General features: G+C 69.5%; 9 protein-coding genes and 1 riboswitch. Of the genes, 5 read left to right on the top strand and 4 right to left on the bottom strand.

Annotated features, from left to right (window positions below; all coding sequences use genetic code 11):
* Positions 1-4: 4 nt before the first annotated feature.
* Positions 5-176, bottom strand: a riboswitch (cyclic di-AMP (ydaO/yuaA leader).
* Between the two features lie 757 nt (positions 177-933).
* Positions 934-2,415 carry a substrate-binding domain-containing protein gene (locus tag FRAEUI1C_RS33295; protein WP_013427784.1) on the top strand — a complete coding sequence of 494 codons (1,482 nt, stop codon included), beginning with the start codon at positions 934-936 and terminating at the stop codon, positions 2,413-2,415.
* 13 nt (positions 2,416-2,428) lie between these two features.
* Here the strand turns inward: FRAEUI1C_RS33295 and FRAEUI1C_RS33290 are convergent, their stop codons facing one another.
* The 3 genes from FRAEUI1C_RS33290 to FRAEUI1C_RS33280 are packed head-to-tail and all read right to left on the bottom strand — an operon-like array spanning position 2,429 to position 8,225.
* Positions 2,429-3,244, bottom strand: a complete 816-nt coding sequence (locus tag FRAEUI1C_RS33290) for a response regulator (RefSeq protein WP_013427783.1) — start codon at positions 3,242-3,244, stop codon at positions 2,429-2,431.
* Complete coding sequence (locus FRAEUI1C_RS33285; RefSeq protein WP_013427782.1) at positions 3,241-5,982, bottom strand: sensor histidine kinase; 2,742 nt, start codon at positions 5,980-5,982, stop codon at positions 3,241-3,243. Before FRAEUI1C_RS33285 ends, FRAEUI1C_RS33290 begins: the two co-directional genes overlap by 4 nt.
* A 50-nt stretch (positions 5,983-6,032) precedes the next feature.
* The gene (locus FRAEUI1C_RS33280; protein ID WP_013427781.1) at positions 6,033-8,225 is read right to left on the bottom strand and encodes an APC family permease; all 2,193 of its coding nucleotides are present in this window, start codon (positions 8,223-8,225) and stop codon (positions 6,033-6,035) included.
* A gap of 670 nt (positions 8,226-8,895) precedes the next feature.
* Here FRAEUI1C_RS33280 and FRAEUI1C_RS33275 point away from each other — a divergent pair.
* Positions 8,896-9,474 carry a hypothetical protein gene (locus tag FRAEUI1C_RS33275; protein WP_013427780.1) on the top strand — a complete coding sequence of 193 codons (579 nt, stop codon included), beginning with the start codon at positions 8,896-8,898 and terminating at the stop codon, positions 9,472-9,474.
* Between the two features lie 225 nt (positions 9,475-9,699).
* Positions 9,700-10,734: a magnesium transporter CorA family protein gene (locus FRAEUI1C_RS33270; RefSeq protein ID WP_232425210.1), complete on the top strand. Its 1,035-nt coding sequence runs from the start codon at positions 9,700-9,702 to the stop codon at positions 10,732-10,734.
* 570 nt (positions 10,735-11,304) lie between these two features.
* Here FRAEUI1C_RS33270 and FRAEUI1C_RS36915 read toward each other — a convergent pair.
* The gene (locus tag FRAEUI1C_RS36915; RefSeq protein ID WP_013427778.1) at positions 11,305-13,080 is read right to left on the bottom strand and encodes a sensor histidine kinase; all 1,776 of its coding nucleotides are present in this window, start codon (positions 13,078-13,080) and stop codon (positions 11,305-11,307) included.
* A gap of 222 nt (positions 13,081-13,302) precedes the next feature.
* Between FRAEUI1C_RS36915 and FRAEUI1C_RS33260 the strand changes: the two genes are divergently transcribed.
* The gene (locus FRAEUI1C_RS33260; protein ID WP_232425209.1) at positions 13,303-13,746 is read left to right on the top strand and encodes a DUF3052 domain-containing protein; all 444 of its coding nucleotides are present in this window, start codon (positions 13,303-13,305) and stop codon (positions 13,744-13,746) included.
* 161 nt (positions 13,747-13,907) lie between these two features.
* The gene (locus FRAEUI1C_RS33255; protein ID WP_013427776.1) at positions 13,908-15,341 is read left to right on the top strand and encodes an amidohydrolase family protein; all 1,434 of its coding nucleotides are present in this window, start codon (positions 13,908-13,910) and stop codon (positions 15,339-15,341) included.
* Positions 15,342-15,348: the final 7 nt, after the last annotated feature.

Genomic DNA, 15,348 nt, shown 5'->3' with positions numbered 1-15,348 from the left:
TGGAGGAATCTTTCCCGCACGCCTGTGAGGTTAGCTGTCGGGTTCGGGCCGGGAAGCCCGGCCAGCCTTTCTTCCGAGGACGCTCGGGAAATGGCTGGCTTAACCCCAAGGGCGCGCGCTGCGCGCGGGCCCGGAGGAACATGGTTCCCCCACTTCTGCCCTGGCGATCTCTAGGAGGGGGCACCGGACCGGGGGCAGAACTCGGCGTCCGAAACGGTGCTTTGTTGCGACCGGGGAAACCGTAACTAACTACTCGACGTAGCCACAAGCCGCTGACCAGGGCGGCTGTCCGGCAGATCTGTCACTCTCCGTGCAATGCACTGAGGTCAGGTGTCTGCTAAAGGTGATCTGTGACGAGGGTCACGGTGTTCTGCGCGAAAATGTGGGAACACGGGTTGGTTGTTCCGCGAAAGACTGTCGCGCAATGGCTCCGAGAGGCCGCCTTGGGGATATTCGGATGTCCGCTGCGCGGCAGACCCGCTGCGATACGTGAACCCCGCGCTCGTTACGCTCGGATGTCTCAACCGTCGCCGGGGGCCGTTTGCGTCCCGTGGTGGGCGTGGTGGCCGCCACTTTGCGTCGTCATCGCCGTGGTGCGCGCTGGGCCGCCCGCTCGGCAGCGCTCTTTGTCGCGAATTCCGGCGCGTCGGCCGGCGCCGCCGATAAACGGCGATTGATTTCTTGGACGCCGCGGCGACGCGGTGGGCCGCTCGGTGGTGCCGCCCGGCCTCGGCTGGCTCGGTCGAGGCCGGGTCGGATGCGCTGCGGCTTCGCTGGGACGCGAACCGTTAACAGCGAATGAACTGTCCGTGATGCGACAGTCGCGAAGGTAGTTGGCGAAGGTACCTTTTGGGCCAATCGTTCGACTTTCGCGTCGGAGCCGACGCGGGAGGTGCTCGATCGCGCGGGTGGGAGCGTCGTCAGGTGCTCGGCATGATCAGGAACCACCTGGACACGTTCATCTCCGGGTTGGGGCTGCTGGCGACCCTGGCCGGCTGGCTGGTCGACCGGTTCCTCGGTGACCGCCGGGTCGTGACCTACCGGGTGCACCTCAACAGCAAGATCGGTGTGACTCCCCGGTCGGTCGCGAGCAACTTCGACTTCGAGATCCGCCACCGCGGTCAGCCCGTGCCCGACGGCAGCCTCGTCCTGTTGAGGCTGAAGAACGCGGGTCGGCTCGACGTCAGCCGGGAGGACGTCAGCACCGAGTCTCCGATCACCTTCACCTTCCCCGGCCGGACGGTCCAGGCTGTCCAGGTCGTCGAGCCGAGCCCGGCCTCGCTGGATCGGGTGATCCAGCCGGAGTTCGACGGCGAGACGGTCCGCATCCCGCAGTTCGAGCTGAACCGCGGCAATCGCTTCAAGCTCCTGGTGCTGCTGTCCGGCGACCGGACGGAAGTGGGCGCCGGCGGCTACATCCGCGGCGGCCGGGTGGAACGAGACAGCGACCGGCGGCGCAACCGCGGACTCGTCTTCGGCGGGCTCTCCCTGCTGCTAGCCGGCCTGCTCATTGGTCTGCTGATCGTCAACCACACGGGCGGGACGCCGAGCGCGATCCGCTGCGTCCGCGGCGAGCTTCGGATCGAGGGCTCCACGGCGTTCGCTCCGGTGGTGAAGAGCATCGCCGACGACTACCACCACAGCTGTGGGAACGCGACCCTCACCGTTGTCGCCGACGGCAGCATCACCGGCCTGCGGTCCGTCGAGGGCGCTGGCCGGGCGAACGCCGGCGATGCGGTCACCCGGCTCGCGATGTCCGACGGCGCCGCGTCCGGGGAGTTCGGCTCCCTGGTGGCGCGGCCGGTCGCGGTCGTCGTCTTCTCGCTCGTGGTGAACCAGTCGACCGGGGTCCACGATCTGACTGTCGCCCAGGTGCGCGATATCTACGCCGGCCGCGTGACGAACTGGAAGCAGATCGGCGGGGCGGACCTCGCGATCCGGATCGTCTCCCGGGGATCCGAGTCGGGGACCCGCGGAGCGTTCGAACGCCGGGTGCTCGGCACCCCGGAACCGGCCGTCTCGTCCAACGACTGCATCAGCAAGGACCGCGATCCCCAGGCGGCGACGATCCGGTGCGAGTTCGGCACCGAAGCGACCCTGCTCGACGAGGTCTCCCGGACACCCGGCGCGATCGGCTACGCCGAGCGCGGCGCCGCGGCGACCTACCAGAAGGTCAACGAGGTCAAGCTCGGCGGCTGGGAGGCGGACCTGAGCACCGTCGAACGCGGCGAGTACCCGTTCTGGGAGGTCGAGTACTTCTACACCTACGGCAACCCGGCCGGGGACAGCCTGCTCTCGGCCTTCCTCGAATACACCACCCTCGACGCGGCGAAGAACCTGCTTCGTGCCGACAGCTTCACGCCCTGCGTCGACCGCGCCAAGAACCTGATGACCACGCTGTGCGCCCAGCACTGACGGGCGCGCCCGGTCAGGGCTGGAAGCGGTAGCCCATGCCCGGATCGGTGAGCAGGTGCCGAGGGCGGGCGGGGTCCTCCTCTAGCTTCTGGCGAAGCCGATTCAGGTAGGTGCGCAGGTAGTGGGTCTCCGATCCGTAGTTGGCGCCCCAGACCTCGGTGAGCAGCTGACGTTGGGTGACGAGCTTGCCCGGGTGGCTGAGAAGAACCTTGAGCAGGCCCCACTCGGTCTTCGTCAGGTGGATCTCCTCCACCGGCTCCGCGGCCGATTCCGCGGGGACGCCGTTGTCCGGGTGGCCCGCTGCCCCCGCTCCGGTGGCTGCTTCGGCGGCCGGTTCCAGGCGCGATCGTTCGCTGGGTGTCGCCTCGCCGAGTGCGCCGGCAGCCGGCGTGGCTGACCGGGTGACGCGGTGGGCGGCTAGATCGACGGTCACCCGGCCGAACCGGACGATGGGGCTCGCTGACTGTTCGCCGGTGCGGCGGGCGACGGCGCGCAGCCGGGCCAGCAGCTCGTCGATGCCGAACGGCTTGGTGATGTAGTCGTCGGCGCCGGCATCCAGGGCGCCGACCTTGTCCCGACTGTCCGCGCGGCCCGACAGGACCACGATCGGCACCCGGGTCCAGCCACGCAGGCCGTGGATCACTTCGACGCCGTCCAGGTCGGGCAGGCCGAGGTCGAGGATCACGATGTCCGGTCGAGTCTCGGCGGCGGCGGTGAGCGCGGTGGCGCCGGTATCCGCGACCACCACCTCGTAACCGCGGGCACGCAGGTTGATCCGCATCGCGCGCAGGATCTGCGGCTCGTCGTCAACGATCAGAACCCGGGTCATCGCGGCCCCCCTGAGGTCGCAGGCCCCCCTGATGGCTCCGGCCCCCCTGATGTTGCCGGCCCCCCTGATGTTGCCGGATCCACAGCCTCCTCGGTCGTCCCGCTGGCGGCCGGAAGCTCGACGACCATCGTGAGGCCGCCGCCGGGGGTGTCCTCGGGGGTGAGGGTCCCGTTCATCGCCTCGGTCAGGCCGCGGGAGAGCGCGAGACCGAGGCCGGTGCCGACCGTGTTGTCGCGGTCGCCAAGTCGCTGGAACGGCTGGAAGATCGCGTCACGGTCCGTCTTGGGCACGCCAGGGCCGCGGTCGACGACGCGGATCTGCACCCGGTCGCCGAGCGTGCTCGCGCTGACGAGTGGGGGCGAGCCCGCCGGGGAGAATCGGATCGCGTTGGCGACCACGTTGGCGATGACGCGCTCCAACAACACCGGATCGGCGCGCATCGCGGGCACCTCGGGGTCCGCGCTGACCTGGATGCGTACTCCGACCGCATCCGGCCCGAGACAGTCGAGTGCGAGCGCGACCACATCCTCGACGTGGACCGCCCGTGGAAACACCGACAACACCCCCGCCTGGAGACGACTCATGTCGAGCAGGTTCTCGACCAGCGTCGTCAGCCGGTCGAGCGACTCGTCCGCGGTGGCGACCAACTCGGCCCGTTCCTCCGGCGACCAGACCACATCCTCGGCCCGCAGGCCGGTGACAGCCGCCTTGGCCGCCGCCAGGGGGGTGCGCAGGTCGTGACTGACCGCCGTCAGCAAAGCGGAGCGGACCCGGTCCGCCTCGGCGAGTGGTTTGACGGAAGCGGCCTCCTGCGCCAGCCGGAGCCGTTCCGCGGCGGTGGCCGCCTGTGCGGCGAATCCGGCGAGCAGCCGCCGGTCCGCGGCCGGCAGCGGCCGGCCGCGGAGGACGAGCGTGAACCGGCCGGCAGGCACCTCGACATCGCCGTCGGAGGGGTGTTCGGCGGGCCTGGGACCTACGTTCGCCACGATCTCCCAAAGGTCGCGGCCCGACCCAGGCGGCGGCGGATTCGAGGCGTCGTCACCGGATCTGGCCGCCAACAAGGTCACCGACGTCATGCCGAACCCCTCGCGGACACGTTCCAGGATCGCCGGCAGTGGATGCTCACTGCGCAGGACGGTGCCGGCGAGTGTCGCGAGGGTCTCCGCTTCGGCACTCGCCCGGGCCGCCTGCACCGAACGGCGCCGAGCGAGATCCACGACCCGGCTGACGGCGATGGCGACCGCCACGAACGCCGCCAGCGCGAACGCGTTGTTGCGATCGTCGATCGTCCAGGTGTGCAGCGGCGGGGTGAAGTAGAAGTTCAACAGCAACGAGGCCGCGACCGCGGCCGCGAGCGCAGGCCAGATCCCGCCGATGAAGGCCGACGCGACGACGACCAGCAGGTAGAGCAGCGTGTCGGAGGTCAGGTTGACCTCTTGTCGGCTTGAGGTCGCCAGCACGGTGAGGAGCGCCAGGGCGCCGCCGGCGAGGGTGAACCCGGCCAGTTGCCGGCTTGCCGACAGAGTCAGCGACGAGGCCCGCCGTCTGGCCCGCCCAGCGCCGAGAACCCAGGCTCCGCCCGATTTCGACCCGTCCTCGCCGGGTATGCGCGTTCCTCGACCACCGGCGCTGGACTCCTCGTGGGTGACGAGATGCACGTCGATGGACCCGGAACGAGCCGTCGTCGTGACGCCGACGCCGCGGCTGACCAGGTGCGCGAACCGGCCACGCCGGCTCGCGCCCAGCACCAGCTGGGTGGCGTTCTCGGCGCGCGCGAAGTCCAGCAGCGCCTTCGGGACGTTGTCGCCGAGAACCAGGTGGTAGCTGCCTCCGAGGCTCTCGACGAGGGCGCGCTGCCGGGCCAGCGCCGCCGGGTCAGCGCCTGTGACCAGGCCGTCCGGCCGGCTGACGTGGACGGCAAGCAGGTCGCTGCCACCGGTGGAACGGGCCGCGATCCGGGCAGCCCGGCGGATCAGTGTGTCGCCCTCCGGCCCGCCCGTGATCGCGACGACAACCCGCTCACGGGCCTCCCAGGTGTCGGTGATTCCGTGATCGACCCGGTAGTCGTCCAGCTGCTCCTCGACCTTGCCGGCGACCCAGAGCAGTGCGAGCTCGCGCAGCGCGGTCAGGTTGCCGACCCGGAAGTAGTTGGCCAGCGCGGCGTCGACCTTGTCGGCCGCGTAGACGTTTCCGTGCGCCATCCGGCGGCGCAGCGCCTCCGGGGCCATGTCGACCAGCTCTACCTGGTCGGCCGCCCGGACCACCGCGTCGGGGATGGTCTCCCGCTGTGGCACCCCGGTGATCGTGCTGACAACGTCGTTGAGCGACTCGAGGTGCTGGATGTTCAGAGTCGTGACGACGTCGATGCCGGCGCCGAGCAGATCCTCGACGTCCTGCCATCGCTTGGCATTGCGGGAGCCGGGGACGTTCGAGTGCGCGTACTCGTCGACGAGGGCGAGCGCTGGCTTGCGGGCGAGTACCGCGTCGACGTCCATCTCGGTGAAGCGGGCGCCGCGGTGGTAGACGGTCCGCCGCGGGACGATCTCGAACTCGCCGATCATCTCGGCGGTGAGGTGGCGGCCATGCGTCTCCACCAGGCCGATCACGGTGTCGGTGCCGCGTCCGGCCCGGCGGTGGCCCTCGGACAGCATCGCGTAGGTCTTGCCGACGCCGGGGGCGGCGCCGAGGTAGATCCGCAGCCGGCCTCGCCGCGGCCCGTCGACGGCGTCGGAGGTCATGGGCGTGGTCCGGTCCTGTCTGGTCGTCGTAGTGCGCTGGCCATGGCTGTTCAGCCGACGTGGACGGCGGGGCGCCGGGAACGATCCGGTTCGGCCTCGCGTAGCACCTCGCGAGTGATCGGAGCGACCTCCCCGACGCCGAAGATCAGGAACCGGATCAGGTTGGTGAACGGGTTCCCTTCCGTCCACTCGAAGTAGATGTGCGGGCGAGTCCCGGTGGTGTCACGCACGTAGAGCAGCAGCGCGGCGATCGCGTTGGGTACCGAGGTGCTGGTCAGCCGCAGCACGCGATAGCCGTGCAGGTCGAGGCCGGTGACATCGAGGGCACATTCGAACTCGGACGCGTCGGTGATCGCCACCTCGACGAACAACAGGGGGTCTCCGGCGGGGATGTGCGCGTCTCGACGGATCTGCGCCTCCTTGCCGCGGTACTCGGCCGCCTCACCAGTGTCGGGCTCGTTGGCCACCAGCCGCAGATCCGCGGGCTCGCCGTCCCCCGAGCCGTCTCGTCGGCTCGTCGCCGCCACGTCGGCGATGAACTCGCGTGCGGCCGCGTCGGCGCGGACTTCGGTGACCCGGAGCTCGAACGCTCGTACCGACCGGGAGATGAACGAGACGGTCACGATCACGACGATGAAGATAGACGCGATGATCAGACCGTCCGGCCGTTCGAAGACGTTGGCGATCGTCGTGTAGATGAAAACAGCCGTGATCAGGCCAAAGCCGAGGAGCCGTTTGGTCGAGCGGCGCCCGTCGGCCCTTCGGCGCATTCCGGACAACGTCACCGCGAGCGAGGCTGAGGTGATCAGAACGAGCACGCCGGTGGCGTAGGCGCCGCCCTGCTTGTCGACGCTGGCGTCGAAGACCCAGGTGATCAGGAACCCGATGCCGACGAATACCAGGACGAGCGGGCGAACTGCCCGGGTCCACCGTGGAGCCATGCCGTACCTGGGCAGATAGCGCGGGACCAGGTTGAGCAGCCCGGCCATCGCGGAGGCTCCCGCGAACCACAGGATCGTGATGGTGCTGACGTCATAGACGGTGCCGAACGCCTTGCCGAGCAGTTCGTGGGCGAGATACGCGAGAGCGCGGCCGTTGGCGGGCCCACCGGTCTGGAAGTCCCGCTCCGGGATCAGCCACACCGTCACCAGGCTGCTGGCCAGCAGGAAGCAGCTCATGATCAGGGCGGCGGTCGTGAGCAGCCGGCGGGCGCCCCGGATTCGGCCGTGGGGATGGGCTTCCGTGTCGGTCTCGTCCCCCCGGATCAGCGGCATGACGGCGACACCGGTCTCGAAGCCGGACATGCCGAGCGCGAGCTTGGGGAACACGATCAGGGCGAACCCGACCAGCAGGAACGGATTGGGATGCTGGGCGATCAGGAGTCGGTGCCAGTCGCCGATGACGTGGGGTTCGCTCACGACCTTGCTGAAGGCGGCGACCATGACCACCGCGTTCAACGACAGGTACACGACGACCAGGACCACGGCTAGGCCGACGGCCTCGGTGAAGCCCCGCAAGAACACCGCTCCGAGCAACGCCAGCAGGAACAGCGTGATCAGCATCGACTCGCCGTGCAGCACGGCTGGCGTGTACGGATTCTCGACGATGTGCGCCGACGCGTCCGCGGCCGACAGTGTCATCGTGATGATGAAGTCGGTGGCGGCGAAGCCGAGCAGTGCGAGCACCAGCAGCTTGCCCGCCCACCAGGGCAGGAAATGCTCAAGCATCGCGATCGAGCCCTCGCCATGCGGGCTTTCGTGCGCGACTCGCCGGTACACCGGCAGCGCACCGGCCAGAGTCAGCACGATCAGGACAAGCGTCGCGACCGGACTGACCGCGCCGGCGGCGAGCACCGCGATGCCCGGCTGGTACCCCAGCGTCGAGAAGTAGTCGACCCCGGTCAGGCACATGACCCGCCACCACCGGTGCATCCGGTGCGCCTCGGCCGGCGGCTGCGTGTGCGGGCCGGCGTGCCGCTGTGACTGCTCGGCCAGGCCCTGCAGCAGCCAGGCCCGCAGGCTCTGCCGGTAGCGGCCGCTTCTGGTCGGGCTGGCCGGTCGGCTCACCTCCCGGCGCCGTTCCGACGGCGGCGCGGGCTGCGGGACGCCGGCTGGTTCGATTGGGCCACGGTGTTCGATTGGGCCAGGGTCTGCGGGGCCAGGGTCTTCGGGGCCACAGTGGCCGTCTTCGGCCGGCTGGACGTTGTCCGGCGCGTTCGCAGGGTATCGCGGCCGCGTGGTCACCAGTGCCTCCATCGGCAGTCTGAGCGCCCAGGCCGAAGCTGCCGAGCCGCCGAGGCGGGTTGCCCGGCTCCCTGGGTTATGACCGCAATACATCGTGGGGGCGGCAAGTGGGCGCGAAGATCCTTATTAATGGTTTGTTGACGCCCCCAACGCCGGCACACGGACCTACGCTTCCCGCCGGGGGGCCTGCCGTCCCATCGACGGGCCGTCTTACCCGCGGGGGACGTCAACCGCCGGCCGTCGTCGACGGCAGCACCAGGACGGGTCGTCGGCGGAGCACTCCGGTCGCCGAGCTGAGCGCGGGAGTTTCGGGAAAGCCGCTCCTCGGTGAAGATTCACGGAATTAAGCCATCGATGCTGATATTTCGTCCGGAGCCCGCTGCCCAGGACGGGGCCGCGTCAACACCGGGTAGAAAGTCGGCCCGGCGTCGTCAATATCGCGTAGATGTGGCGTCTGTTGCTCCGTGCTCGGGTGAGCCTGGCAGTAGACCGGCCGAGGGCGCTGGGGCGGTAAGTCGAAACGCTTAGGCCGGTGGGCAGCGATCGGGTGACGCATCGCCGCGGTCACCGGCGGGGCCGGTGGCATCGGCAGCGGAGCCGGAAGGAAGGCATCATGCGGTCACCGACAGCTGATCACCATGGATCCGTCGGTACGGCAGGTCCCTCCAGCGTGGGCCAACGCCCGGCCGTCCGGGTGCCCACCGCACCGTTCGAAGTAGTGCTGGCCGCGGGCTTCGTCGGCTTCCTGATTCTCTGCGCCGGATTCAGCTCGATGCCGGGGGTGCGGCACGACGGACTGTTGCTGCTCTGCGCCCTCGTGGCGGTGCTGGGCTGGTGGGCGTCGCCGGCCGCGGCCGTAGCTGTCGGCACGCTGGCCTGGCCGTTCTATCTGGGCTGGGTCGTTCGCGACGACGGTCAGCTCGGCCTTCGTGGCTGGATCGACCCGCTTGTGCTGGCCGTGTTCGTCGGCATCGCGCTGCTGGCCGTCACCCTGCGCAAGGCGTTGACCTGGTCGGTCCGGAGCCGCTTCACCGAGACCAGCGCCGCCGAGGCCTGCGCTGGCGGTACCGGGGACGCTGTTGGTACCGGGGACACCGTTGGTGCCGGGGACGCTGTGGGTGCCGGGGAGGTCGCGGCGGCCGGGGTCGCGGCCCTGTTCCAGCGGCTTCCACGCCGCTCGCCGCGTGCGGCGAAGGGCGCTCCCGGGCGGTACGGGACGCGCCCGGCCGGCAAGATCAACCAGGTCTGAGCTGGGCGGAGACAGCCGCGGTTCGAGGCCGATCATGCCGCCCGAGGCACGTTCGGCGGCCCAGAGGCGGGGCCGAGTGTTCACGATGCGTTGACGCTGCGGGCGAGGACAGCCGCGCTGGCCGCCACCTATCGTGCGGTTCATCCTCCGGGCCGCAAGGTGCCGGTTCAGGCGGCTGAACAGCCGCGGCGGGTGGGGTCGAGGCGGTTCATGGATGTTCGGCTGGTGACGAGGGCCGGTGTCGAGCGGCACCCCGTCGAGGCGCTTGGCGAACTGCTCCGCAGGGTCTCGGTCGTCCCTGCCGGCGGCGGCGAGGCCGAGAGCCCCGACGACGCCGACGCGGTGGAGACCGGTACGGAGTTCGTCTGGGTCGACATTCCGAGCTGCGAAAAGGACGCGGAACGGGTGTTGCTGGACGTTTTCGGCTTCCACCCACGGGCGGTGCACGACTGCGCCGAGCGAAACCTGGTGGCCAAGACGCATTCCTATGCCGACCATGTCTTCGTCGTTCTCCACGGCCCGGAGCAGGGTGTAGGCGGACACGTGCACTACATCGAACTCGACCAGTTCATCGGCCGCCACTTCCTGGTCACGGTGCACGGGCCGATCAATCCCGCCGTGGACCCGTCGGTCGCGCTGCGCGAGACCAGTTCCGTGCTGGCCCGGATGGACGCCGGGCGGCTTCGCCCGGCTAGCCCCTTCGATCTGTCGCATGCGATCGTGCTCGCCCTCGCGGCCAGTCAGGAGAGGTTCGTCGAGGCACTGACCGCCGATGTCTGGGGCCTGGAGCAACGGGTGATCGCCGGCCATTTCGGCGAGCCGGAGCCCTTCCTCGACGAGTTGTTCCGGGCCCGGCACGGCCTGCTCGCCGCGCGCACGATCAGCGCGCTGAACAGGGAGACCTACGCCCGGCTCATGGGCCGAGTCTGGGCGCTCCCGGCCGGGGTCAGGCCGCTGCTCGCCGAGATCACCGACGAGTTCGAGCAGGTACGCGGCCTGGCCGACGTCCAGCGCGAGTACCTGCAGGGCGTCATCGAGTTCTACCGCACCCGGATCGACACCAAGATGACGATCGCGGCGGAACGGCTGGCGGTCATCGCCGCGATCACCCTGCCGATCACCGCGGTGTCCTCGATCTACGGCATGAACATCATCGTGAACACGAGGACCCGCCCCGAGCAGCTGATCATCGTGCTGATCGCGATGGCCGCCATGTCCGCGGCGCTCTTGCGCTGGGCCAAACGCCGCGATTGGTGGTAGGCCAGGCGGGTCCTGTCGGCGCGTTCCGCGGGACGCCGAGGTCAGGCGTTCCGCGGGAGGCCAGGTGTTTCGAGGAACGCCTCGGGTGCCTGCGCTCCCCCGGGGGCGCGGGACAGGCTACCGGTGGGGCCGTGCTCCCGAGGTGGATCTTCGTTTCGAGGGCAGGCGCCGGTTCGCATACGCAACTGGCGATCTTCGCGCGATCTCGCGGGACTGGCCGGACATGATCGCCAGTTTGGTATGAATAAAAGGTGCGAATGGGACGCGGAACGACGATCTGCATACCCAGTTCGTGATCAAGGCCTCTCGGGCGCGGGAACGGCTACCGGTGATCACCGATTAGGTATGGAAATCGGCGGTTCCGCGGGCCGGAAATGCGCCGAACCGAACACCACACCGCGACCGCCGCGACCGACCGCGGAGGAAGGCCAGAGATCAGGCTCGGTCCGAAGGTCAGGCTGTGTGGCCCGAAGATCAGGCAGTCTGTGCCCAGGGATCGGGGGCCCGGCGATCGGGGGCCCGGCGATCGGGGGCCCGGTGATCGGGCGGCGCGGGCCAGGGCTCTGGCCGTCAGGAGCTGGGGCGGTCGGTGCGCATGGATTCCTTCAGCTCACGACTGGCCTGGCGCAGATCACGTTTGACCTCCCGTTCGCTTCTGGCCGGGGTGCCTGGCTGTGTCACCGCCATGACCTGATCCTGCTGGGGGAGTCGGACTTCTACGACCGTCGGACCGCCCGGCGGGCTGGTTAGCGTGAAGGTGCCGTCCATGGCACGAACACGCTCGGTGAGCCCGGCGAGCCCACCGCCCGAGGTGGCGCTCGCCCCGCCGCGCCCGTCGTCGGTGACGGTCAGCTCGATCGTCCGGCCGCGCTGCGCCAGCCGGACGTCCGCGTTGGTCGCGCCGCTGTGCTTGCTGATGTTGGTGAGCAACTCGGCGGTCGTGAAGTAGAGCAGTCCCTCGACCGCGCCGGACGGACGGCTCGGCAGGTCGACGTTGACGGTGACCGGGACGATGCAGCGTCCGGCCACGTTCGACAGCGCCGCCCCGAGACCCCGTTCGGTGAGGATCGCCGGATGGATGCCACGGGCTAGGTTGCGTAGTTCCTCGAGCGCGACCTTCACCTCGCCGTGCGCCTGTTCGACCATCCGGGCCGCTGTAGCTGGGTCCTCATTCATCCGTTCCTTCGCGAGCCCCAGATCCATAGCGAGCGCGACGAGTCGGGCCTGGGCGCCGTCATGGAGGTCCCGTTCGATCCGCCGCCGGTCGGCCGCGGCTGCATCGACCATGGTCTCCCGGCCAGCCTCCAGCTCGCGGATGCGCCGTTCCATCGCGCTCGACGGCGAGAGCAGCGCCGACATCAACGCGCGGTCGACGGCGGCGAATCCGTACACGACGTAGGGCGCCACCGGCCAGAGGCCGACGAGGACCGTGAGTGTCACGCTGAACGAGACCACGCCCCACGGGAGCCGGATCAGCAGATACAACGCCGCGCGCCAGCCGACCGGGTCGGAAAGCTGGGCCCACAACCAGCCGAAGAACCCTGAGTTGCGAACCGGGACCTTGGACGGCGTTGGGATGTCTAGGCCCAGCAATGACCGGGCTCGCGCTCGGTCGACCTGCCCCCACATGCGACAGATGATCAAGCCGACGGCCAGCAGTGGAAGCCCGGTGATCGTGATCGCGAGGCCGCTGCCGAGGGTGAGCAGCACGACCATGGAGACGAAGCCGGCGATGGCGAGCGGCAGGTTCAGCAGCTCGAACGTCACCTGCTTCCACGCCCGGGCACCGATCCCCAGGAGGGGAATCGACTCCGGTACCGGCTTGCGCGCCTCGTCCGGGGTCAGCCCGGCCGCTCCGGGCGCACCGCCCGGAGCGGCGTCAAGACGGGACTTCGACGCCTCGGCGACGCCCTCGACCTCCGCGTCGGCCCCGTCCTTGCCCTGAGCCTCAGTGCCGTCCGCCTCGACCTCGGCACCGGCCACATCCTTGGCCTCGGCCTCAGCGTCGTCGGTCTCGGCGGCGGTCTCGGCCACGTCCTTGGCCTCGGCTTCGTCGGTCTCGGCGGCGGCTTCATCCGTGTCAGGCGCTTCGTCGGCGTAGGGCTCTTTGTCGGCGTGATGCGCTTCGTCAGCGTCGGGCACGGTGTCGCTAGCGTCGTCGCCGGCCGGGTCGTCGGCGCGGTCTTCTTCGCTGGTCTCGCTCGCGGTGTCGGTCTCAGCGTCCGGCAGGCCTTCGTCCGAACGGGTCTTCTCGAGAGCGACGACCTCGTCACCCGCGGCTTCGACGTCGCCCTGCGCCGAAACGCCCGTGTCCTGCTTATCGGGAGTGGCGCGCTCCGCTGCCACACGATCGGGTTCCACAGTTCCAGCCTGCCTTGTGGCCCAGGCCTCGCACCATAGGCCCAGGCCGCCCGCCCTGGTCGGGAGAACCCCACCCTGTACCGGGGGTGTGCGGGGCCTGGCCGCGCCTCAACCGGTGGGTCGCGGGGTGAGTCGCTGCCCAGCTGGCGCGGGGTCGCGGAGCCACCGGCCGACCTCGCCGGACCAGCCCTGGATAACACTGTGACCGTGACAAACGGGCAGGCAGGCTACTCAGGCACCGCGATGGTGCGGAAGCTCGGGGTCAAGGCCGGACATGAGGTTGTGCTGTGCGGCGCGCCGGCGGGCTGGGCCATCCCTGACCTTCCGGCCGACGTGACGAGCCAGCGGATCTCCACGCCGCCTGCCGCCGAGCCCGCCGGCCCTCCGTCCGGCGCGGCGAACGTCGTCGTTGCCTTCTGCCGGACGCCGGAAGAGCTGGAGGCTGCGATCGCGGGCTTCGGCCAGGTGATCTTTCCGGCGGGTGCGCTGTGGATCGCCTGGCCACGCAAGGCGGCCGGCCATCGAAGCGATGTCACCGAGAACCTCATCCGTGACGAGGCGCTCCCCCTCGGTCTGGTCGACACCAAGGTCGCCGCCCTCGACGTGGACTGGTCCGCCCTCAAGCTCGTGTGGCGCAAGGAACGGCGATAGCCGCCTAATCCGTGAGAAACAGCAGGTCGGTAGCGTGCCAGCAGATAGGACGGTACTGACCAGCAAGGCGGGCGTGAGGCGTGCGCCGGCCCTGCGGAGCCGGCTCATGACCACAAGCGGCCTCATGGTCGGTGGCTGTGCGCGGGCGCGAGGGAGCAGGCATGACCGCTGGTGGTACGGACGCGACGGCGCTGACGGTCGTCAACGCGCTGCTGCTGACGATGGCGGACGGAGCGGAACCGTTCCGCGGCTGGCTGACCGTCGGCGACGACGGCACGATCACCGGAATCGGGCCCGGTGACCCGCCGACGCCACCCTCGACCGTCGACCCCAGCGCCTCAGCGACATCCAGGGCGGTACTGGACGTAGGTGGGGCGATCGTCGCCCCAGGGTTCATCTCCGCGCACAGCCACCTGTTCATGTCCGGGCTGCGCGGGCTGGGGGTCGGCGAGACGCTCTACGGCTGGCTGGCCGAAAACATGGCCGTTCTGACCGGCGCCGGCGTCGAGGACCTGTACTGGTTCACTCTGCACGGCAGCCTGGACTTCGCCCGCAACGGCATAACGTCCGCGTTCAACTTCGCCCAGAGCCGGGTGATCTGGAACTACGACCCCCAGGTCGGCAGCGCCAGCCTCGGGAAGGTCCATCCTGTCGACTTCCTCACCCGTCAGGTCGACGCCGGCGCCGACGCCGGCATTCGGGTGATGTCCGCGATCCGGCTCGATGACGAGGCTTTCCCCGAGCAGCAGGTCCTCGACACGTTTGCCGCGGTGGCCGACCACATCGAGGCGAACGTGCCGGCGCCGCTCAACCTCGGCGCCGCGATCTTCGGTGCCGTGCAATGGGCGGCCACGTCCCGCACCGCCGCCGTGGAGGCCGAGCTCATGCGTCGGCATGGCGTGATCAACCAGGCCCACTTCGTCGAGACGGCCGAGGCGCTGGAGCAGCAGCAGGCCAAGTTCGCCTGGTATGACGAGGCAGGCATCCTGGGGCCGCGTTTCCTGTTCGGCCACTTCGTACACCCGACGGACGAGATGATTACAAGGGCTGCGGCCGCCGGTGCCGGGATGGTGTGGCAACCGACTTCGAACGGCCGCCTCGGTTCGGGAATCGCCGACATCCCACGGTTGCGCGCGGCCGGCATCCGGATCGGAGTTGGTCTCGACGATCAGTCGTGCACCGACATCTCCGATCCGTTCCAGAACATGCGGATCGGCATCTACACCTTGCGAGCCCTGCATTCCGACGCGAAGGTGCTGATGCCGGCGGAGATGCTGAGAATGCACACGCTTGGGTCGGCGGAGGTGCTCGGCGTGGCGGACCGGCTTGGCAGCCTGGAGGTCGGCAAGCATGCCGACTTTCTCGTCGTGGATCCCCGTGAGCCGGACACGGGTCCCATCTGGGATGTCTACGCGACGTATGTCTTCGCCTGCGGGCTACGCAACCTCAAGCAGGTCTACGTCGGTGGCAAGCCGGTCTACGACGCCGCTCAGCCGCCGTCCGAGCTCACCCTCGCGGCGACCACCGAACTGCACGCCCGGGTCGCCCACGCGGCCCGGGCCGCCGGCGTCACTCCCGGGCCGCTCACCTTCTGATCTTCGC

This window comes from Pseudofrankia inefficax (assembly GCF_000166135.1).
Lineage (GTDB): Bacteria > Actinomycetota > Actinomycetes > Frankiales > Frankiaceae > Pseudofrankia > Pseudofrankia inefficax.
The sequence above is the reverse complement of the archived record's forward strand: the minus strand, read 5'-3'. Positions and strand labels throughout refer to the sequence as shown.